Source organism: Streptomyces sp. NBC_00358 (assembly GCF_036099295.1).
Lineage (GTDB): Bacteria > Actinomycetota > Actinomycetes > Streptomycetales > Streptomycetaceae > Streptomyces.
The window spans coordinates 1,548,928-1,572,346 of the sequence record NZ_CP107976.1; the positions used below are offsets into that span (position 1 = coordinate 1,548,928).

Annotated in this window: 5 protein-coding genes; 3 read left to right on the top strand and 2 right to left on the bottom strand. The window is 72.8% G+C overall.

Annotated elements, in window-relative coordinates:
* The first annotated feature begins 850 nt into the window (after positions 1-850).
* From OHT01_RS06495 to OHT01_RS06505, 3 genes are read left to right on the top strand one after another with little or no spacing between them, the layout of a single operon-like run.
* Positions 851-9,397, top strand: a complete 8,547-nt coding sequence (locus OHT01_RS06495) for an SDR family NAD(P)-dependent oxidoreductase (protein WP_328552160.1) — start codon at positions 851-853, stop codon at positions 9,395-9,397.
* Positions 9,394-11,082, top strand: coding sequence for an NAD(P)/FAD-dependent oxidoreductase (locus OHT01_RS06500; protein ID WP_328552161.1), 1,689 nt, complete (start codon positions 9,394-9,396; stop codon positions 11,080-11,082). Before OHT01_RS06495 ends, OHT01_RS06500 begins: the two co-directional genes overlap by 4 nt.
* A 30-nt stretch (positions 11,083-11,112) precedes the next feature.
* Positions 11,113-11,319, top strand: coding sequence for an MbtH family protein (locus OHT01_RS06505; protein WP_328552162.1), 207 nt, complete (start codon positions 11,113-11,115; stop codon positions 11,317-11,319).
* Between the two features lie 128 nt (positions 11,320-11,447).
* On the opposite strand, the gene OHT01_RS06510 is transcribed toward OHT01_RS06505, so the two are convergent.
* Positions 11,448-14,678, bottom strand: coding sequence for an amino acid adenylation domain-containing protein (locus OHT01_RS06510; RefSeq protein ID WP_328552163.1), 3,231 nt, complete (start codon positions 14,676-14,678; stop codon positions 11,448-11,450).
* Positions 14,675-23,416 carry a non-ribosomal peptide synthetase gene (locus OHT01_RS06515; RefSeq protein WP_328552164.1) on the bottom strand — a complete coding sequence of 2,914 codons (8,742 nt, stop codon included), beginning with the start codon at positions 23,414-23,416 and terminating at the stop codon, positions 14,675-14,677. The genes OHT01_RS06510 and OHT01_RS06515 overlap by 4 nt, the downstream gene beginning before the upstream one ends.
* Positions 23,417-23,419: the final 3 nt, after the last annotated feature.

Genomic DNA, 23,419 nt, shown 5'->3' on the forward strand with positions numbered 1-23,419 from the left:
GGCCCAAGCCGCGGATGACGTGCGCGTGGGTGCCTTGGCGGGGCGCGCAGACCGCCTTCCGCTCCACCGCTCGCACCACGCGCTCACGGCCGCGTCGACCCGCGAGAACCGCAAGTGGGCTTCGTCGTCCTGGACTTCCACCGCACGTGCCAGGTCGCCCGCACCAGCCGGTGCCGCACCGTGCGGGTGAGTGGGACGAGCGGCCGGAAACGGTGTACGCGATCACCGGACCGCCCTCCGGCACGGCCGACCCGCGGCGAACGAGAGAGATCGCACAGGCCGCACGGACAACCAGAACAAGATCCATTGCATCCGGGTGTGACCTGCGGTGACGACGCCCCGCGTCGGTACCGGCCACGAGCTCCAGAACATCGCCACGTTGAACTCGGTCGCGGTGAACTCCCTTCGGGGGGCGGGAAGTTCGAATCGCTCACCCTTGGCGCCGGCTCGCCGGTTCGCCGCGCACGGCCTCGCCCGATCCCTTCGGCATCCCTTCGCCCCGCACCGTGATCACCGATCCCCGAGTGGCCGCGTCGCGGTCGGGAACCGGGGGCGCGCAGGACCGGGACTCGGGCCGGCCGGGCGTATCGGCGCCTAGCAACAGCCTTGTCGTGACGGGCGAGTTCGATGCCGCCCGGCCGGGTGTCACGGACGTCGCCGCCGCCCCCGGGCAAGCCCCCGACGGGGGCACCACCAGGCATCCTGCGCCCATGTGACACACCGGCACCTGGGGCGGACCCGCTTCCGCCGCCGGGGTTCACTCGTCGGCAGCGCGACTTCAGTGACCCGCAGTTGTGATTCACGACGGATTCATCGGCGCTCGATACGGTGTCGAGAAAATAACACCCCCATGCCCGAAGAGGAGCCGATTTTGAGCGTGGACCCGATTGCGGTCGTCGGATTGGCCCTTCGGGTGCCCGGAGCCGTGAATGCCGATGAATTCTGGCGGAACCTGGTCGAGGAAAGGGAGTCGATAGCGCGCCTCGGCGACGACGACCTGATTTCCGCGCACGACGACCCGGGCATCCTCGATCGGCCGGACCTCGTGCGCGCGGCCGGGCTCCTCGACGGCATCGAGCAATTCGACGCGGACTACTTCGGTCTCACCGCGCGCGAGGCCGAGCTGATGGACCCGCAGCAACGGTTCCTCCTCGAAGCGGCGGTGGAGGCTCTGAACGACGCGGGCCACGACCCCGCCACGAGCGAGCAGGCGACCGGCGTCTTCCTGGGCGTGGGCCGCAGCGGCTACTTCCTCCACCATCTGCTGCCGCGGGCCGAGCTGATGGCCTCCTTCGCCCGCCAGATCGCGCTCTTCAACGACAAGGACTACGCGGCGACCCAGCTGTCGCACCGGCTCGACCTCACCGGGCCGAGCATGACGGTCAGCACGGCCTGTTCGAGCTCCTTGGTGACGGTCCATCAGGCGTGCAGGAGTCTGGCCGAGTTCGAGTGCGACGTAGCGCTCGCGGGCGGCGCCTCGATCAATGTGCTGCAGCGCGGTGGCTATCTCTACCAGGAGGGGAACATCTTCTCCCCGGACGGGCACTGCCGCCCGTTCGACGCCGACGCCAACGGCACCGTCTTCGCCAGCGGCGCCGGCATCGTCGTCCTCAAACGCCTCAACGACGCCCTGCGCGACGGCGACACCATCCGCGCCGTCATCCGCGGCTCAGCCGTCAACAACGACGGCGCCGACAAAGTCGGCTTCACCGCCCCCAGCGTCCGCGGCCAGGCCAACGTCATCTACGAAGCACAACAACTCGCCAAAACCGACGCCCGCACCATCGGCTACATCGAAGCCCACGGCACCGCCACCACCCTCGGCGACCCCATCGAAATAGCCGCCCTCACCGAAGCCTTCCGCACCACCACCCAGGACACCGGCTACTGCACCCTCGGCTCCGTCAAATCCAACATCGGACACCTCGACACCGCCGCAGGCATCGTCGGCTTCATCAAAACCGTCCTCACCGTCCAACACGCCACCATCCCCGCCACCCTCCACTACCAAAAACCCAACCCCCGAACCGACCTCCACAACACCCCCTTCCACATCAACAACCACACCCAACCCTGGACCGGACCCACCCCCCGACGCGCCGGCATCAGCTCCTTCGGCATGGGCGGCACCAACGCCCACATCATCATCGAACAAGCACCCGAAACACCTGAAGCACCTGAAGCACCTGAAGCACCTGAAGCACCTGAAACAAACCAGCACGACACCACCGACACCAACGCCACCAACGCCACCAACTGGCAGATCCTCACCACCACCGCCCGCACCCCCACCTCCCTCACCACCCAACAACACCGCCTCACCACCCACCTCACCACCACCCACCACCCCCTCCCCGACATCGCCCACACACTCCAGACCGGCCGCCACCACCACCCCCACCGCGCCGCCACCCTCGCCCGCACCACCACCGAAACCACCCGACCCCCCATCACCGGCCACGCCCACCCCAACCCACGAACCGCCTACCTCCTCACCGGACAAGGCAACCCCTACCCCTCCATGGCCCACGGCCTCTACACCACCCACCCCACCTTCCGCACCACCCTCGACACCTGCACCCAAACCATCGAACAACACACCGGCCACAACCCCCTCAAGGCCCTCTACACGCCCGATGCCACGAGCGACCACCTCACCGACACCGAGCACCAACAGCCCCTCCTTTTCGCCATCCAGTACGCCATGGCCCAGCAGTGGCGCGCCTGGGGCATCGAGCCCCACGCCCTCATCGGCCACAGCCTCGGCGAACTCGTCGCGGCCACCCTCGCCGACGTCTGGACCCTCGACGACGCCCTCCGCCTCGTCTGCCTGCGAGGCAGGCTGATGCAGCAGCAGGCCCCGGGCGCGATGCTGGCGGTGTCGCTGGGCGAGGCCGAGGTGTCGGCGTTCGTGACCGACGACTGCGTCCTCGCAGCGGTGAACAGCCCGCGGCAGACGGTGCTCTCCGGTACCCACGAGGCGATCGACCGGGCGGCCGCCGCGCTGACCGGGCGCGGCGTGCGGCACCGGCGGCTGGCCACCTCGCACGCCTTCCACTCCCCGATGATGGAACCGATGCTCGCGGAGTTCGAGCGGGAGGTCGCCCGGCTGGAACTCGGCGCGCCCCGCACCCGGTTCGTGTCGAACGTGACGGGTGACTGGATCACGCCGGAGCAGGCCACCAGCGCTTCCTACTGGGCCCAGCACATCCGCGGCACCGTCCGGTTCTCCGCCGGCCTGTCCACCCTCCTGCGCGACGAGCCCGACGCCATGCTGCTGGAGGTCGGGCCCGGCGCCGCGATCCGGATGATGGTGGCCGACCACCCGGAGGGCCGCGAGCGGATCCTGGTGCCCTCGATGCGGCACGCCCGCGAGGACCGCGACGACGTCCAGGTGGCCCGGGAGTCGCTTGCCCGGCTCTGGGTCAACGGCGCGCCCGTCCGCTGGTCCGCGCTGCACGAACACCGCAGCCCGCGGAAGGTACCGCTGCCCGCATACGCGTTCGACCACAAGCGTCACTGGATCGAGCGGGCCGCCCAGCGGCCGTCGGATCAGGACGGGACGCGACTGTTCCGGCCGGTCCTCCGGAAGAACGCCCTCCCCGCCGCCACCGAACCGGGCACGGCGCGCTGGCTGGTCCTCACCGACGCCACCCCCGCCGCCGACCGCTGGACGGCACGGCTGCGCGAGTCGGGCGAGCAGGTGGTCACGGTGACCGCGGGCACCGCGTACGAGCGCACGGCCGAGGACGCCTTCCGCATCCGGCCCGAGACCGCCGGGGACTACGAGCTGCTGGTGGACGCGCTCCAGGAGCAGGGCGGGCCCCGGACCTGGAACGTGCTGTACCTCTGGAACGTCGAGGCGGGCGCGAGCCCGGAGCAGGCACAGGTCCGGTCCCTCGACGGCTTGGTGCTGCTGGCCCGTGCCGTGGGCCCGCGCCGCGGCGCCGACGTCACCCGGCTCGCCGTCGTCACCCGCGGTCTGACCCCGGTCGCGGGGCAGCCGTCGACGGCTCCCCCGGCACAGGCGCTGGTCCTCGGTCCGGTGCGGACCCTGCCACTGGAGTACCCGGCGCTCACCGCGTCCGTGATCGACTTCGAGGCCGAGCCGGACGGCAGCGAGGACGGCTTCGACGCGGCCTTCCCGTCGGTCGTCGCCGAGGTGCGCGCCGGGCTGCCGGAGAGCCTCGTCGCCTACCGGGGCACGGTCCGCCACGTCGAGCGCGTCGAGCAGTTGCCGACCGGCTCCACCCCGGCGCGGAGCCGTTTCCGGCGGGGCGGGGTCTACCTGGTCACCGGAGCCTTCGGCGGCGTCGGCACCGAGATCGCCGGCTGGCTGGCGCGCAACCATCAAGCACGTCTGGTGCTCACGGGGCGTACCCCGCTACCGCCGCGCGGGCAGTGGGCGGAACTGGAGAACGACCCGAGCACCGAGGCGGAGATCCGCCGCAGGCTGGCCCTGATCCGCCGACTGGAGTCGGCCGGCGCCGAAGTGCACGTCGAGTGCTTCGACGTGACGGACCGGGAGGCGCTCGGGCAGGCCCTGGGCCGGGCCGAGGCGCGTTTCGGACCGGTCGAGGGCGTGGTCCACGCCGCGGGCCTGGCCGGGGGCGCGCTGGCGCAGTTCCAGCGGTCCGAAGCCATGCGCCGGGTACTGGCACCCAAGCTGGACGGCACGCTCGCCCTCGCCTCCGCGCTGCGGGACCACCGGCTCGCGTTCTTCGCCGTCTTCTCCTCCGTCAGCGCGCTGCTGGGCAACGTCGGCCAGGTCGACTACTGCGCGGCGAACGCCTTCCTGGACGGCTGGGCATGCTCGTCCGAGGCGCCGGAAGGTGCCGTGACCATCTCCTGGGACACCTGGCGCGGCGTCGGCATGGCGGCGCCCGAACGCCTGCCCGCTGCCGTCCTCGCGGCCCACGCGGATCAGGAGTGGTCCGGGATGCCGGCCGCCGCCGCCCTGTCCGTCTTCGAGCAGGCCGTCAGCGGAGGGCAGCGGCGCGTCGTGGTGTCGACCGGCTCGCTGCCCGATCGGCTCGCCGCCCGCGGCGCCCGCCGCCCGGAACCGGCGGGCCACCATGCCGGAACCCTGGTCGAGCGGTCCCGGGCCGAGGTGGAGGAGACACTGCTCGAGATCTGGCGGCTCCTCTTCGGGCGTACGGAGATCGATGTCGACGCGAACTTCTTCGAGCTGGGCGGCGACTCGCTGCTCGTGATCGAGGCGGGCCGTCAGATCAAGGAGCGGCTGCAGACCACGCTGCCGGTGTCCGACCTCTTCAAGTACCCGACCGTCGCCCACCTGGTCGACCGGCTGTCCCCGGAGCAGACGGCGCAGGCGCCCGCGGCCCGGCCGACCGTACGGCCCGAGCCGGCGGACGACACGGCGATCGCCGTGATCGGCATGGCGGCCCGCTTCCCGGGCGCGGACAACGTCGAGGAGTTCTGGCAGAACCTCGTCGACGGTGTCGAGTCGCTGGTCCCCACCTCGGAGCCGGCCGAGTCGGCGATCGGTCCCCGCGGCCGGTACGTCGCCGTGGCCGGCGCCCCGAACGGCGTCGACCAGTTCGACCCGGGCTTCTTCGGCTTCTCGGCGCGCGAGGCGGAGGTCATGGACCCGCAGCAGCGCCTGCTGCTGATGTGCTCGTACGAGGCGCTGGAGGACTCGGGCTACGACCCCCGGAACTACCCCGGGCCGGTCGCCGTCTATGTCGGCGCCGCGTTGAGCAGCTACCTGCTCAACAACCTGGTCCCGCACCGCGGTACCTCGGACCTCGATCCCCTCTTCGTCGGGATGGGCAACGACAAGGACTTCGCGGCGACCCAGATCTCGTACCGCCTCAACCTGCGCGGCCCGAGCGTGAGCGTCAGCACCGCGTGCTCCAGCTCGCTCGTGGCGATCGCTCACGCCTGCCGGAGCCTCGCGGCGGGCGAGTGCGACGCGGCGATCGCGGGCGGCGCGAAGGTCCGTGTGCCGGATCGCGGTGGTTATCTCTACCAGGAGGGGAGCATCTTCTCCCCGGACGGGCACTGCCGCCCGTTCGACGCCGACGCCAACGGCACCGTCTTCGCCAGCGGCGCCGGCATCGTCGTCCTCAAACGCCTCAACGACGCCCTGCGCGACGGCGACACCATCCGCGCCGTCATCCGCGGCTCAGCCGTCAACAACGACGGCGCCGACAAAGTCGGCTTCACCGCCCCCAGCGTCCGCGGCCAGGCCAACGTCATCTACGAAGCACAACAACTCGCCAAAACCGACGCCCGCACCATCGGCTACATCGAAGCCCACGGCACCGCCACCACCCTCGGCGACCCCATCGAAATAGCCGCCCTCACCGAAGCCTTCCGCACCACCACCCAGGACACCGGCTACTGCACCCTCGGCTCCGTCAAATCCAACATCGGACACCTCGACACCGCCGCAGGCATCGCCGGCTTCATCAAAACCGTCCTCACCGTCCAACACGCCACCATCCCCGCCACCCTCCACTACCAAAAACCCAACCCCCGAACCGACCTCCACAACACCCCCTTCCACATCAACAACCACACCCAACCCTGGACCGGCCCCACCCCCCGACGCGCCGGCATCAGCTCCTTCGGCATGGGCGGCACCAACGCCCACATCATCATCGAACAAGCACCACCAACCCCCGAAACACCTGAAGCACCTGAAACAAACCAGCACGACACCACCGACACCAACGCCAACGACTGGCAGATCCTCACCACCACCGCCCGCACCCCCACCTCCCTCACCACCCAACAACACCGCCTCACCACCCACCTCACCACCACCCACCACCCCCTCCCCGACATCGCCCACACACTCCAGACCGGCCGCCACCACCACCCCCACCGCGCCGCCACCCTCGCCCGCACCACCACCGAAACCACCCGACCCCCCATCACCGGCCACGCCCACCCCAACCCACGAACCGCCTACCTCCTCACCGGACAAGGCAACCCCTACCCCTCCATGGCCCACGGCCTCTACACCACCCACCCCACCTTCCGCACCACCCTCGACACCTGCACCCAAACCATCGAACAACACACCGGCCACAACCCCCTCGACTCGCCCCAGCAGCAACAGCCCGCGCTCTTCGCCATCCAGTACGCCTTGGCCCAGCAGTGGCGCGCCTGGGGCATCGAGCCCCACGCCCTCATCGGCCACGGCCTCGGCGAACTCGTCGCGGCGACCCTCGCCGAGGTCTGGTCCCTCGACGACGCCCTCCGCCTCGTCTGCCTGCGGGCCGAGTCACGGCACGAGGAACTGGCGGACGTGCTGTCGACGATGCGGCTGAACGCCCCGCGGCTCCGGTTCGCGTCCAGTGGGACGGGCGACTGGATCACGGCCGAGCAGGCCACGAGCGCGTCGTACTGGGCGGAGCACTGTCGAGCGGAGACGGCCGCCGACTTCACCGGTCTGCTGCGGGACGAGCCGGAGACCATGCTGCTGGAGATCGCTCCGGGCGCGGCGGCCGTACTGGGGGAACAGCCGATCGACCGGATCGTCGTGTCCTCGACGAACCCGGTGCGTCACGACGTCGTGGCGATCCGGGAGGCACTGGCGCGGCTGTGGGTCAACGGCGCGCCCGTCCGCTGGTCCGCGCTGCACGAACACCGCAGGCCGCGCAGGGTGCCGCTGCCCACGTACGCGTTCGACACCGAGCGGTACTGGATCGACGCGCCGGGCCGCGGGGAGAGCGCCGCCGTTGCCAACCGCGTCGCCACCGCGGGTGCGGCGGCGGTCGGCCCTCGTCCGACGCCGAGCGTCGAGCCGCAGCCACCCAGGCCCGCGGCACCCGGCTACGACCGCCCGCAGGCCGTCCGCAGCGCCCCCGTCGGCACCACCCTCACCACCGTCATCACCCTCCTCGAAGAAACCCTCGGAACCAGCCCCATCGCACCCGACGACGACTTCTTCGACCTCGGCGGCGACTCCCTCATGGCCCTCCACCTCATCGCCAAGGCCAACACCACCTTCGACATCGAACTCCCCCACCACACACTCCTCGAAGCACCCACCGCCACCCACATGACCACCTACATCGACGACCTCCTGCGGCCACGGGAGACCCCCACCCCGGCCCCCGAACCCGACCGCCCCCAGACCGTCCGCAACACCCCCGCCGGCACCACCCTCACCACCGTCATCACCCTCCTCGAAGAAACCCTCGGAACCAGCCCCATCGCACCCGACGACGACTTCTTCGACCTCGGCGGCGACTCCCTCATGGCCCTCCACCTCATCGCCAAGGCCAACACCACCTTCGACATCGAACTCCCCCACCACACACTCCTCGAAGCACCCACCGCCACCCACATGACCACCTACATCGACGACCTCCTGCGGCCACGGGAGACCCCCACCCCGGCCCCCGAACCCGACCGCCCCCAGACCGTCCGCAACACCCCCGCCGGCACCACCCTCACCACCGTCATCACCCTCCTCGAAGAAACCCTCGGAACCAGCCCCATCGCACCCGACGACGACTTCTTCGACCTCGGCGGCGACTCCCTCATGGCCCTCCACCTCATCGCCAAGGCCAACACCACCTTCGACATCGAACTCCCCCACCACACACTCCTCGAAGCACCCACCGCCACCCACATGACCACCTACATCGACGACCTCCTGGGGTCGCAGGAGGGGGCCGCGTCGCTGATCACGCTGCGGGAGGGGACGCCGGGCCGGCGACCCCTGTTCCTGTTCCACCCGGTGGGCGGCAGCGTGTACGTCTACCGCGAGTTCGCCGGCCTGCTGCCGACCGGGCAGCCGGTGCACGCCTTCCGGGCCGCCGGGCTGCACGACGGGGCGGTGCCGCGGCGGACGGTCGAAGAGCTCGCCGACCGCTACCTCCCGGAGCTGCGCGCCGCCCAACCGGCGGGCCCCTACGCGCTCGGCGGAGCCGCCTTCGGCGGCCTGGTCGCCCTGGAGGTCGCCCAGCGTCTGCGCGCGGCCGGCGAGCACGTGGAACTGCTGGCCCTGTTCGACACCCCCGGCCCCGGACAGATGCCGCTGAACCGCCATGCGGAGCTGCCCCCGGCGGAGGCGGACCAGTTGCTGGCCGAGCGCCTGGCCGCCAGAGGCGTGGCTCCGGGCCCGGCCGTCGAGGAGTCGGCCCGGCAGGTCCTCGCGGTGTACCAGGCCAATCTCGCGGCGCTGTACGCGTACCGCCCGGCCCCCTACTCCGGTCGCGTCCTGTTCTTCCTCGCGGAGCGGCGCAGGGAGGGACTCGACCCTGCCCGCCCGGACAGCGCCTGGGCGCGACTGGCCCTCGGCGGACTGACCACGCACATCCTGCCCGGCGACTACCTCGACATGTTCGGGTCCGTGAACGCCGGGACCAGCGCGCGGATCGTCGCCGCGGAACTCCGGCGGGAGGGCGCACGATGAGCGACGGGACGGACATCCGGTGCGACGTGCTGATCATCGGCGCCGGGCTGGCCGGCGGCTCGCTGGCACGCCAGTTGAGCCTGGAACAGCCCGACCTGGACATCGTCGTGGTGGACCGGGTCACCGAGTTCCCCCCGGGGCTGGACGAGGCCTCGGGCGAGGAGTTCTCGAACTACGCCAACCGCGTCCTGCGGATCGGCCCCTACCTGCGCAAGCACCACCACGTCAGCTCGGGGACGCGCTACTTCTTCGACTCGCGCGAACGGGACGTGCCGATCGACCGGATGTCCGAGATCGGCGGCCTCAGCCCGCACCCCATCCCCACCTACCTGATCGACCGGCCGGCGGTCGAGCAGGCGCTGTGCGAGATGAACCGCCGCAACGGGGTCCGGGTCCTGCTCGGTACGACGGTGCTGAACTGCGGCCCGGACGAGTCGCCGGCCGAGGCGATCTCCCTCGACGCCGAGCGCGGCCACCGGGTGCGCACCTCCGCCGGCGTCATCACCTGCCGCTGGCTGGTCGACGCCGCGGGCGAGGCGTCCCCGCTCACCCGGATGCTCGACCTGGTGGCCGAGGACGACCGCAATCCCATCGCCGCCGCCTGGGGCCGCTTCGAGGGCTGCGCGTCCCTCGACGACCTCGGCGACAAGGCGTGGCGGCGGCGGGTCCCGCACTGGGGACGCGCCTCGTCGATGACGTACTTCATGTACCGCGGGTACTGGATCTGGCTGTTCCCCGTATCGGAGACGACCTGCAGCATGGGGGTCGTCTTCGACCGGCGCCACGTGCGGCCGGAACTCGGCTCGCCCGAGGAACTGCTCGCGTTCCTGCGCGAACACCGGGCGCTCGGCGAGATCCTCGGCCCCTCGCCGCGCCCGCTCTCCTACGGTTCCCGGGCCCGGTTCGCCCGGTTCGCCCGGCAGCAGGTCTCGCAGGAGCGCTGGTTCCTGACCGGCAACGCGGGGACCGTGCTGGACCCGATGTTCGCCAGCACCTCCTGGCTCTTCACCGAGAACAACAAGCTCATCGGCGAGTTCATCAAGGCCGAACGCGGCGGCCGCGGGCACCAGTTGCCCGGCATGGTCCACCACTTCGGCATCCGGACGCGCAGCCGCTACGAGAAACTGCTCAACAGCCCCGGCCACTACCTCGCCAAGGGCTCCTTCGACACGTGGAGCGCCTGGTTGGCCCTGCGCAACCGGGTCTACTACAACCGCATCGTGCCGGACGCGTTCGAGGACCACCGGATCCTGCTGACCTTCGCGCGGACGCACGGCACCGACTGCCAGTGCGACGACCAGGTGATGGGCGGCAAACTGTCCCGCCTGCTCAAGTCCGCCGACCGGCTGACCGAGGAGTTCACCGGTCTGCTCGACCGCTGGGGGATGTTCTACAGCGGCAACGACGGGATGTTCCTGGACTCGCGCTCGTTCGACCAGGACGAGGTCCTGATGGCCAAGGTCCACCAGAGGCGCGACTGGGCGCTGGAACTCCCGGCGGACGAACGGACCTACGAGATCTTCTGCCGCACCCTGGTCCGCCGGCTGATCGAGATCTCCGGGGCCGACTGGGACGAGACCCGGTTCAAGGCCGTGTTCGACCCGGACTGGGACGGCCACCAGCCGCTGGAAGAGCTGTACCGGGGCACTCTCGGGCACGAACGCCCGACGCCGCACCGGTCCTGACACACGACACGAGAACGAGGAGGGAGAGCCATGACGGACGACGACGAGTCCGGCGCGGGCTACAAGGTCGTGGTGAACGACGAGGAGCAGTACTCGATCTGGTTCGCCGACCAGCAGAGCCCGGCCGGCTGGCGGGACACCGGGGTCGCCGGTTCCCGCACGGACTGCCTGGCCTGGGTCGACGCGAACTGGACGGACATGAGGCCGCTGTCGCTGCGCGGCGCCGCGGCGCACTGAGCGGTTGTCCGCGGCGGGCGGAACGCGCACGAGGCGGGGGCGGGACCGGACTTGGTGTCCGGTCCCGCCCCCGCCTCGTGCGTTGATTCCCCGGTACGAGGGTCCCGCCGCCCCGCCCAGCCGGCCGCTCAGTCCGCCGTGGAGTCCGTCGGAGCGTCGGCCCCGGCGCCCCGGGCGGCCAGGCGACGTTCCAGCCGGCTCCGTACGCCGGTGAAGGCGGGCCGCTCCTCGACGCCTTCGATGTGGCGGGCGAGCTCGGCGATGGTCGGATAGCGGAACAGGTCGGTCATCAGCACGCCCCCCGGGTAGCGGGACTTCAGATCGCCGAACACGCGGGCCAGCAGCAGCGAATCGCCGCCGAGTTCGAAGAAGCCGTCGTCGATCCCCGGGCTCGGCACACCCAGCACCGAGGTCCAGACGGCGGCGACGGTCCGCTCCGTCTCGCTCACGGGCGCCCGGTAGGCCCGCCGGGACAGCACGGGCTCGGGAGCCGGCAGCGCCTCGCGGTCGACCTTCCCGTTCGGGGTGAGCGGGATCCCGGCCAGCTCGACGAAGGCCGACGGCAGCAGGTGGCCGGGGAGGGTGGAACGCAGCGCCCGCACCGTCTCCGACGGGTCGAAGCCGGGCCCCGGCTCGGTGACCACGTAGGCCACCAGCCGCTTGCCTCCGGGCGCGTCGCCGCGCACCACGGCCACCGCGTCCCGCACGCCCGGCAGCGCTCGCAGGGCCGCCTCGATCTCGCCGAGCTCGATCCGGAAACCGCGCAGCTTGACCTGGTGGTCGGTCCTGCCGAGGTAGTCGAGCCCGCCGTCGGGCAGACGGCGCACCACGTCCCCGGTCCGGTAGAGCCGGGCGCCGGGGCGCCCGCCGAACGGGTCCGGCAGGTAGCGGCCCGCGGTGAGCGCGGGGCGGTCGTGGTAGCCGCGGGAGACGCCCTCGCCGCCGAGGAACAGCTCGCCGGCGACGCCGACCGGCACCGGCCGCAGCCGGGAGTCGAGGACGTACGCCTGCGCGTTGGCGACGGGCCGCCCGATCAGGGGCTTGCTGCCGTCGTCCGGGACCAGGGCGAACGTCGAGTAGACGGTGTCCTCCGAGGGCCCGTAGAGGTTGTACACCTTGCGGATCCCCGGCTGTCGGTACAGCCGGTCCACCAGGTCCCGCGGGAGCGGCTCCCCGGCGAGGTTGACCACGGCGACGCGGGCCGGCAGCGCGCCGAGCCGCAGGAGCGTGTCGAGCGCCGACGGGACGGTGTTGACCAGCGTCACCTCGTCCCTCGCCGGCAACGAGGGCAGCAGCAGGGCGTTGTCCGCGAGGACCACGGTGGCCCCGGTGGTGAGCGGCACGAAGAGCTCGAAGACGGAGAGGTCGAAGCAGATCGACGTCGAGGCGAGCGTTCCGGAGAGCTCCTCGGCCGAGTAGACCCCCGCCGCCCAGGCGAGCAGCGCGCGAATGTTGCGATGGGTGATCAGCACGCCCTTGGGCGTGCCGGTCGAGCCCGAGGTGTAGATCGTCACGGCCACCGCGTCGTCGGCCACGTCCACGGGGACGAACGGGGCGGCCGGGTCGGCGTCCGGGCCCTCGTCGGGGCCGTCGAGCAGCAGGACCGGAATCGCGGTGCCGGCCGACAGCGCGCGGGTCGACTCCTGGGCCAGGACCACCGCGGGAGCCGCGTCCGCCAGGATGTGCCGTACCCGCGCCGCGGGGTACGCCGGGTCCAGCGGCACATACGCCGCCCCGACCTTCCAGGCCGCCAGCAGCGCGGCGGGCAGGTCGGCCGTGCGCTCCAGGCACACGCCCACGTGGTCGCCCGCGGCCACACCGGCCGCGTACAGCCGCCCCGCGATCCGGTCGGCGCGCGCGTCCAGCTCCGCGTACGAGCGGCGCGCCTCCCCCGCGATCAGTGCCGTCGCGCCGGGAGTCGCTGCCACCCGCGCCTCGAACAACCGGTGCACCCCGCCGGAACCGGCCGTCGGCAGCGCCAGGCGGGGGCCCGCGGCCTGTGCCGCAAGCGCCGCCCGCTCGGCCGGACCGACCACGGTCAGGTCCCCGACCCGGGCCGGCGGGGCCGCCAGCGCGGTGAGCAGCGTCGTGTAGTGCCCGAGCATGCGCCCGACCGCATCCGCGTCGAACCGGTCCTCGTCGTAGCCCAGTTGCAGCGACATGCGGTCGCCCGGGGCGACCGTGAGGGTGAGCGGGAAGCTGGTCCGCTCCGCCATGCGGATCGCCTCGACGCGGATCGGTCCGTCCTTGGCCGCCAGCGCCGGCGCCAGCGGGAAGTTCTCGAAGACCACCAGCGTGTCCGCCAACGCGAGGTCACCCGGCAGACCCGCCCAGCGCCGGATCTGCGCGAGGGACGCGTGGCCGTGCTCCTCGCGCTCCACCTGTGCGGTCTGCAGGCCGCGCAGCCAGTCGGCGACCGCGGCCCGGTCGTCGACCGCGACACGCACGGGCAGCGTGTTCAGGAAGCACCCGACCGCGGACTCCATGCCGGGCAGGGACGGCGGGCGCCCCGACGTGATCGCCGCGAGCAGGACGTCGCGCTCACCGCTGTAGCGGCTGAGCAGCAGGGCCCACGCGCCCTGGACGTAGGTGTTGAGTGTGATCCGCTCACGGCGGGCGGCGGCGAGCAGCGCGGCCGTGGTCTCCTCGCTCAGCAGCACCCGCTGCTGCCCGCCCGGTCCCTGCTCGGCGGTGCCGTGGGCGCGCGGCCGGTCGATGCCGAGCTGTGTGGGTCCGCTCACCCCGGCGAGCGAACGGCGCCAGTACTCCTCCGTCGCGGTCGCCTCCCGCGCCCGGAGCCAGGCGATGTAGTCGCGGTACTGGGTCACCGGCCCGAAACCGGGCTCCTCCTCCGCCCGGTCCGCCTGGTAGCAGCGGACGACCTCGGAGAGCACGGTGGGCATGGACCAGCCGTCGGAGACGGCATGGTGACGGGTCCACAGGAAGCGGTGCCGGTCCCCGGCCAGTCGCACCAGCAGGCAGCGCAGCAGCGGGGCCCGCTCGGGCACGAAGTCCTCCGCGCGGTCCGCCTCCAGCAGCGCGGCGAACCGGGTCTCCTGCTCGGCGTCCGGGAGGTCGCTCCAGTCCTCCTCCCGCCAGGGCAGTTCCACCGTCCGGCGCACGATCTGGAGGGGCTGTTCCTGGTCCAGGCGCAGGAAGCAGGTCCGGTGCACGGCGTGCCGGGCGGTGACCTGCTCCCAGGCCCGCCGGAACGCCCCCGCGTCGAACTCCCCGAGGATGTCGAACGACAGTTGCAGGACGTACACCCCGCTCCCCGGAGCCAGCCGGGACCGGAGCAGCATCGCGTGCTGGAGCGGTGAGAGCGGGTAGATCGCCTCTACGTCGTCGGGCCGGCTCAAGCCAGCTCTCCTTCCTGGTCGCGCAGTTCGCCGAGCAGCTCGTCCAACGACTCCTGCGTCAGATCGATGTCGGGGAAGTCGGAGGGGGTGAGCCGCACGCGTCCGGCGCGGCAGTCCTCGACCCGTCGGCGCAGCGATGCGCCGAACCGGTCGGCGAGGGCCCGGATCGTCTCCGGACGGTGCACGGCCTCGCTGAAGGTGAAGTCGACGCGAAGCCGACCGTTCGCCACGAGGCCGTTGACGTTGAGCAGGTGCCGTCGCCGCTGCGCGGGCGCGTGCGGCGCGCCAACGGCCGCGGGGGCGAGGGCCAGCAGCGCGTCCTCGCTCCTGGAGCTGTCCGCCTGGCCGAGGTAGTTGAAGATGATCTCGGGCCGGCGTCCGCCGCCCAGGCGGTCCCGGACCGACGCGTCCTGGTGCAGGTGGCGCAGCAGGCCGTACCCGATCCCGCGGCGCGGGATGCGCCGCACCTGTTCGCGGACCGCCGCCGGCCGGTCGTCGGGGGCCTCCGGAAGTTCGACGCGCAGCGGGTAGAGCGCCGTGAACCACCCGACGGTCCGTGAGACGTCCACGTCCTCGAAGAGGTCCTCGCGTCCGTGCCCCTCCACGTCGAGCAGCAACGACCGCGAGCCGGTCCACGGCGCGCAGGCCTCCGCCACGGCGCAGAGCAGGACCGCGTGCAGGTCGGCCCCGTGGGCCGCGGGCACCTCGTGCAGCAGGGCGTCGGTCTCGTCGGCGGACAGCTCCGCGGTGACGGTCCGGGCACTCGCCTCGGTGTTGTCGCCGTCGTGGTCGCGCGGCAGCGCCGGTGCCGGACCCTCGATCTGGTCCGCCCAGTAGTCGAGTTCGGCGCGCGTCCGCTCGGCGCCGGCCTCCCGCACCAGCCTGCCGGTCCACTCCTGGAACGAGGTGGTCTTGGCGGGCAGCTCCACCGGCCGGCCGGCCCGCAGCAGCCGGTAGGCGCGCTGCAGGTCCTCCAGCAGGACGCGCCAGGAGACGCCGTCGACCACCGTGTGGTGGATCACCGTGAAGACCTGGTCGGGCCGTCGGCCGCCGTAGCCGAAGGAGACCATCCGCAGCAGCGGACCGTGTGCCAGGTCGAGGGCGCGGTGGACGCGGTCCTGGACGTCCGCGACCTCCCGCGGCCAGCTCTGCTCGGGCAGCCCGCCCAGGTCCACGTGCTCGATCGGCGTCGTGGCTTCCCGGGGTGCCTCCGTCCACTGCTCCCAGCCGGCCTCGCCCTCGCGGAACCGGTTGCGCAGGGCGTCGTGGTGCCGCAGCAGGGCGTCACGGGCCAGGGCCAGCAGGTCGAGGTCGAGCGGATCGCCGATGACGTCGGCCAGCACGGCCTGGTTGTAGTGGTGGGCGTCCGCCAGCCCCTGTTCGAAGAACCAGTGCTGGATGGGGGCGAGTGGCGACTCGCCCAGGACCGGGCCCTGTTCGGCCGAGGTGTGCACGCCCTGGCGTGCCACCGCGGCGAGCGCCCCGAGCGTCTGGTGCTGGAACAGGTCCCGGGCCGCGAGGGTGAGCCCGGCCTGCCGGGCGCGCGAGACCATCTGGATCGCGACGATCGAGTCCCCGCCGAGTTCGAAGAAGTTGTCCTCGATGCCGACCTCCGCGCGTTGCAGCAGGTCGCTCCAGACGCCGGCGAGGATCTGCTCGGCCGCCGTCCGTGGCGCGGCGGAGCGTGCGGTGGGCTGCTCCGCGGGCGGCTCCGGCAGCGCGCGGCGGTCGGTCTTGCCGCTCGGCAGCAGTGGCATCGCGTCCAGCCCGACGAACCGGGCCGGCACCATGTATCTCGGCAGCCGTGCCTCCAGGTGCCCGCGCAGCGCCTCGGCGTCCAGGGGCCCCGAGGTGACGACGTAGGCGATCAACAGCCGTCCGCCCCGTCCGTCGTCGGCCGCGACGACCGCGGCGGCCCGGACCTCCGGCGCCGCGGCCAGCGCCGCCTCGATCTCCCCCGGTTCCACCCGGAAGCCGTGGATCTTCACCTGGTCGTCCCGGCGGCCGATGAACTCCAGCTCGCCGTCGGCCCGGTAGCGCACGACGTCCCCGGTGCGGTACATCCGCGCCGCCGGGTCGGCGGCGAAGGGGTCCGCGAGGAAGCGCTCCGCGGTGAGCTCGGGCTGGTGCAGGTAGCCGAGCGCCACGCCGTCGCCGCCCAGGTGGAGTTCGCCGGGCACACCGATCGGCACGGGGGCGCCGCGTTCGTCCAGCACGTACGCCCGGGTGTTGGCCAGCGGTCGGCCGATCGGACCGCCGGCGTCGCGCACCAGGTGGCTGGTGGACCAGATGGTCGCCTCGGTCGGGCCGTAGACGTTGAGCAGTTGCCCGCCGACCGCCCGCGACAGGTCCGCCGCGAGGGCCGGGGTCAGCGCCTCGCCGCCGACCAGCATCCAGTCCAGGGAGCCGAGCGCGGCCTTGACCCGCTCATCGGCGACCAGCAGGGAGGCCAGCGAAGGGGTGCACTGGAGGTGGGTGACGCCGTGCCGCTCGATCAGTCCCGCGATGGATTCGGGGGCGTCCTCCCCGGAGCCGGGCGACACCAGTCGGCGCAGTTCGTCCAGGTGGTCGAGGCTTGCCAGCACGTCGTCGGTGGGGACGCCGAAGTCCATCAGGCAGGCGATCTCGTCGACGCCGGCCGCGCTCAGGCGGTCGACCAGGGCCACACACCGCTCCGGGGTGCCGAAGAGCCCGCTGGTGTCGTAGTAGCGGTCGAAGGCGTGATCGAGGAGCGCGTCGAGGTCGGCCTCCTCGAAGTCCTCCGGCTCCAGCCCGCGGGACCTGGCGATCGGCCGGACCAGGTCCACGGACTCCCGCAGGTAGTTCTTGAAGGGCTCGCGGACGGTCCGGCGGACGAAGTCCTCGTCCCCGGACACGAAGGTGTGCAGCATCAGGGTGACGTGGCCGGGGCCTGCATGGCCCGCCTCGCTGCGAGCCTCCCGGTACACCCGCAGCGCCTGGGCCAGTTCCTCGACGGACTGCCCGAGCAGGTGGGTCAGCACGTTGGCCCCGATCGCGCCGGCCCGCCGGAAGGTGTCGGGGTTGCCGGCGGCGGTGATCCAGACCGGCAGCTCCGGCTGGACCGGACGCGGCAGCGTGCGCACCTCGATCTCCTCGCCGGTTCCTGAGGCCGTGCGCACCGACTCGCCCCGCCACAGTCCGCGGACCACTTCGAGGTCGCGGAACATGACCTCCTTGCGGTCCGCGAAGTTGTCCGGCGCCAGCGCGAAGTCGTGCGGCTGCCAGCCCGAGGCCACCGAGAGCCCGACCCGGCCGCCGGAGAGGTTGTCGATCATGGCCCAGTCCTCCGCGACCCGGATCGGGTTGTGCAGCGGGAGAACCAGGCTGCCGGTGCGGATGCCGATGCGGCTGGTCGCGGTGGCCAGCGCGGCGGCGGTGACCACGGGATTCGGGTACAGGCCGCCGAAGGTGCCGAAGTGGCGCTCCGGCGTCCACACGGCGGCGAAGCCGTGCCGGTCCGCCCAGCGCGCGCCCTCCAGCAGCAGGCGGTACTTCGCCGAGCCGCGCTCTCCGGCGTCGCTGGCGAAGTAGAAGAGGCTGAAGTCCGTCTCCCGGCGCCTCGGCGGGGCTCCGTCACTGAGCACGAGCTCGTCGCCGACGAGGACGACCTTGAACCCGCGGGTCAGGGTCCACAGCAGCTCCAGCACCGAGATGTCGAAGGTGTACCGGGTGACGGCGAGCCAGGTGCCGGGCCGGTCGGTGCCGGGCCGGTCGGTGCCGAGCCGCTGGTCCATGGCGTCGAAGAAACCGGCGAGGTTGCGCTGACCGACCATCACGCCCTTGGGGCGGCCGGTCGATCCCGAGGTGTGGATGACGTACGCGAGGTCCTCGGGACCGGTCCGGCGCGACGGCGCCGAGTCGTCCGTGCCGGGCTCCTGTCCGGGGTCGATCAGCGCGACCCCGGGGGGCAGGTCGGCGGCCCGGTCCCCGGTGGTGATCACGAAACGGACCCGCGCGTCCGTGATCAGGTCGGCGTTGCGCGCCGTCGGGGCGCCCGGGTCGAGCGGGAGATAGGCGGCGCCCGCCTTGAGCACGGCGAGCACGGCGACGACCATCTCGGCCGAGCGGTCCAGCCACAGACCCACCAGGTCGTGCTCGGCCACTCCCCCGGCCCGCAGGACGTGCGCCAACCGGTTCGCCGCGCGGTCGAGCTCCTCGTAGGTCAGCGAGCGGCCGCCGTGGACGAGCGCGGTGTCCCGCGGCCGGCTCCGGGCCTGCTCCTCGAAGGCGTCCGCGGCGAACCGGGCCTCCGGACGGGCGCGGTACCCGGCGTTCAACTCCCGCAGCACCAAGGCACGTTCACCCTCGGGCAGCAGGCGCAGGTCACCGATCCGCGTGCGCGGGGCCCCGACGATCGAGCCGAGCAGCTCCTGGAAGTGGCCGGCCAGCCGCTGGACGGTGCCGGCGTCGAACAGGTCGGTCCGGTACTCGATCCGGCCCCGCACGCCGTCGGCGTGCTCCACCAGGTCCAGCGTGAGGTCGTACTTGGCGACCCGACCGCCGAGCGGCACGGGCTCCAGCCGCACGCCGTCCATCACCAGTCCCTCGTCCGGGGCCGGCTGGTAGACGAAGAGCGTCTGGAACAGCGGCGAGTGCCCGGCGTCGCGCGGCGGGTTGAGCGCCTCCACCAGCCGCTCGAACGGCAGGTCCTGGTGGGCCTGGGCGGCCAGCACCACCTCGCGGACCCGGCCGAGCAGGTCGGTGAACTCCGGGTCGCCGGTGAGGTCGGTGCGGATCACCAGCGTGTTGAAGAAGCAGCCGATCAGCTGCTCCACCTCGGCTCGGGTGCGGTTGGCCACCGGCGTGCCGACGGCGATGTCCTGGCTGCCGCTCTGCCGGGCCAGCAGCACGTTGAAGGCGGCCAGCAGCACCATGAACATGGTCGACTGCTGCCGGTGCGCGAGCGCGCGCAGCCCGGCGACGGTCGCCGGGTCGAGTTCGATCGGCACGGTCGCGCCGGCGTAGCCCTGGACAGCGGGCCGCGGTCGGTCGGTGGGCAGCTCCAGCAGCGCCGGCAGGTCACGCAACTGCTCTGTCCAGTACGTCAGTTGGGGCTCAACTCCGGCGCCCTCCAGCCAGCCGTTCTGCCAGACGGCGTAGTCGGCGTACTGGATCGGCAGCGGGGCGAGCGAGGCGGAGAGGCCGGCGCGGCGGGCGTTGTAGCGGGCCACCGTCTCCCGCCACAGAATCGCGGTCGACCATCCGTCGGAGACGACGTGGTGCAGGCAGAGCAGCAGCACGTGCTCCTGCGGTGCCACCCGCAGCAGCGCGGCGCGCAGCAGCTCGTCGCACGCGAGGTCGAAGGGCCGCGCCGCGAAGGCGAGCGCCTGCCGGACCACGTCCGCCCCGGCGGCCTCGGTCAGCGGCACCTCGAACGGCGCGGCCTCACTGACCACCTGACGGGGCGTCTCGCCGACGAGCACGATGTTGGAGCGCAGCGCCTCGTGCCGGTCGACCACCTCGTGCAGGGCACGGACCAGGGCCTCGACGTCCAGCTCACCGTGGATGCGGACGGCCGCCGGGATGTTGTACGCGGCGTCGGCGCCGTCCACCTCGGACAGTACCCAGAGCCGGCGCTGGGCGTAGGACAGCGGCATGGGGCCGGTGCGCTCGGCCACGGGGATCGCCGCGGCGTCCGCGTCGGCCTGGGCGCCGTCGACCAGCGCGGCCAGCCGCCCCACGGTGGGGGCCTCGAACAGGGCGCTGACGTGCAGGCCGATACCGGTGGTGGCCCGGATCCGGGCCACCACCCGGGTCGCGTCCAGGGAGTTGCCGCCGAGCGTCTGGAAGAAGGAGTCGTCCCGGCCGACCCGCTCGCAGCCGAGGATCTCCTCCCACAGGGCGGCCAGTTGGACCTCGGTCTCCGTCTCGGGCGCGACGTACGCGGAGCGGGAGGCGGCCGGGTCCGCCGCGGGCAGGGCCCGCCGGTCCACCTTCCCGTTCGGCATCAGCGGCAGGGCGTGCAGCGGGACGATCACGGCCGGGACCATGTGGTCCGGCAGCCGCAGCCGTAGCTGCCGGTCGAGTTCACCGGTGTCGATCCTGGCGCCGCGACGCGGTGTGACGTACGCCGCCAGCCGCGTCTCGGCCCCCTCGCCGATGGCGGTCACCACCGCGTCGGCGACGTGTTCGTCGCGGCGGAGCTCGGCCTCGACCTCGCCCGGCTCGACCCGGTGGCCGCGGATCTTCACCTGCTGGTCGGTACGGCCGAGGAAGACCACGGCACCGTCGGGGCGCTGCCGGACGAGGTCCCCGGTCCGGTACATCCGCGCGCCGGGCCCGGCGTCGAAGGGGTCGGGCAGGAAGCGCTCCGCCGTGGTCCCCGGTCGGTCCCAGTAGCCCAGGGCGAGTCCGGGACCGCCGAGGTACAGCTCCCCCGGGGCACCTTGGAGCACCGGGCGGAGCCTGGCGTCGAGCAGGTAGGCGCGGTAGCCGGCGAGCGGCCGGCCGATGGGCAGCGGGCCCGGCTCGTCCCCGGCGGCCCGATGGACCAGCGCGCCCACGGCGGTCTCGGTCGGACCGTAGTGGTTCACGACCCGAAGTCCCGGGCGCAGTGCGCGGATCCGCTCCAGCAGCGCCCGGGAGGCCGGCTCACCGCCCAGCACCAGGCAGCGGGTGGGCAGCAGGTCGGCGGCGTCGGGCGCGTCGAGCAGCGCGGCCAGGTGCGAGGGCACGATCTTCAACAGGCCGAGCGGACGGGTGCGGAAGCGCGCGGCGAGCGCGTCGGCCGCGAGGACCTCCTCGGCCGTCGCCAGGAAGAGCGGACGGCCCGTGCACAGGGCGCCGAAGACCGCGGTGTGCCCGAGGTCGGCGGCGGGCGTCGCCAGGGTGCCCAGCAGCTCGTCCCGCGGCGGGTTCAGGGCCGCGAGCACGCCGTCCAGGTAGGCGCAGACGGCCCGGTGCGGGACGGCCACGCCCTTGGCCCGTCCGGTCGAGCCGGAGGTGAAGATCAGGTAGGCGGGGTGCTCCGGCCGGACCGGCACGTCCACCGGAGTCCCGGACAGGCCGGCCAGTTCCGCGGCGTCGCGGTCCAGGTCGAGCACCGGCGTCGGGCCGGCCGTCTCGGGGTCGATACGGCCGCGGTGGGTGATCAGCACCCCCGGGCGGACCTCCTCCAGCATCCCCCGCACGCGCGCGGCCGGGAGTGCCTGGTCGACGGGCACGAAGGCACCGCCCGCCTTGAGGACCGCGAGCAGACCGACGACGTAGTCGACGGAGCGGTCCAGCACCAGGGCGACCGGCGCACCCGGGCCGACCCCGCGGGTCCGCAGGGCGTGTGCCAGCCGGTTGGCCCGGCCATCCAGCTGTCCGTAGGTCAGCTCCTCGTCGCCGCAGACCACCGCGAGGGCCTCGGGCCGCTCCGTGGCCGCCCGCGCGAACCGCAGGTGGGCGAGTGCGGTGCCGGACGCCGCCGTGGGCGCGGCTCCGTCGTGCCCGGGAACACCCGGGTGGGGCCCGTCCGCCAGACCGAGGTCCGCGAGCGGCGCCTGCGGGCGCGCGGCGACCTCGCGCAGCACCGAGACCAGTTGGCCGGCGATCCGCACCGCGTGCCGGTGCGAGACGCGTCGCTCGTCGCGGACGAGCGACGCCGTGAGAGCGCCGTCGGCGGCCCGGACCACGTCGAGGTGCAGCGCCGCGCCGTCGGGGCCGCCGCCCACGCCGGTCACGGTCAGCCGCGCGCTCCCCGCGCGCACGGTGGCGGGCAGTTCGGTGAAGGCGAAGCCGAACGGGAGCGGATCGGCGAGGCGCGTGCTGTCGAAGGCGAACTGTTCGGCGGGAGCGTCGGCCAGGAACCGGTCGAGGTCGCGGACCAGCGAGGCGAAGGGCAGCGCGTCGACCAGGGTGGCCGCCACCGGCACCGGGCTCTCGAACGGCCCGATCACGTCCTCCAGTTCGTCCAGTCCTCGGGAGCCGGGCAGCACGGCGGTGAGGATCTCCGGCCGGCCGGTCAGCCGGAGCAGCAGGACCTGCCAGGCCCCGAGCAGCACCGCGGCGGCGCTGCCGCCGATCCCGGCGCTCGTCCGGTCCAGCTCCGCCGACAGCGCGGGGTCCAGCCCGAGCGTCAACCGGTCCGGCTCACCGAGCGGGCCGGTCTCCGAGGGCAGGGCGGACTCCCAGGCGAGGGCCAGCTCCCGGCCGAGCCAGCCGTCCATCCGGGCCCTGGACTCGTCCGTCCCGAGCTGCTCGTGCAGCCACTCCGCCGCGTCCAGGTACTGGATCGGCTCCTCCTCCTGCGGCGACCGGCCGTCGAGCAGCTCGGCGAGCTCCGCCAGGACCACGAGCAGCGACCGGCGGTCCGCGAACACCCCGCCGGCCGTCAGCACCAGGACCGCGTGGTCCGCGCCGGCCAGCAGGCGTGCCCGCAGCGTTCCGGTCCACGGCTCGGCGAGGTCCGCCGCGGCCGTGTTCTCCACCGCGGCCGCGGCCGCCCCGGCGTCGGCCGGCAGGTGGTCCTCGTACCACTCGGGCTCGGCCGACGGCCGCACCGACTGCAACGGCGCCGTCAGTCCCGGGACCTCGATCAGGTCTGCGCGGAGCAGCTCATGACGCCCGGTCACCAGGACCAGCGCCCGCCGGAGCAGGTCGCCCGGGACCTTCCCCTCCACCAGGGCGCGGACCTGTACGCGCTTCCCGGCGGCATGCGACCAGGTCCGGAGCTGCGGCGGTGCCAGGCGGAATCCGGCCTGCGCCATGCTGTCGAGCTCGGCGTCGTTCATGGT

What these genes read in the sequence shown, in the direction of transcription:
- OHT01_RS06495 (WP_328552160.1), top strand. Translation starts at nt 851, where the DNA reads ATGCCCGAAGAGGAGCCGATTTTGAGCGTGGACCCGATTGCGGTCGTC.
- OHT01_RS06500 (WP_328552161.1), top strand. Translation starts at nt 9,394, where the DNA reads ATGAGCGACGGGACGGACATCCGGTGCGACGTGCTGATCATCGGCGCC.
- OHT01_RS06505 (WP_328552162.1), top strand. Translation starts at nt 11,113, where the DNA reads ATGACGGACGACGACGAGTCCGGCGCGGGCTACAAGGTCGTGGTGAAC.
- OHT01_RS06515 (WP_328552164.1), bottom strand. Translation starts at nt 23,416, where the DNA reads ATGAACGACGCCGAGCTCGACAGCATGGCGCAGGCCGGATTCCGCCTG.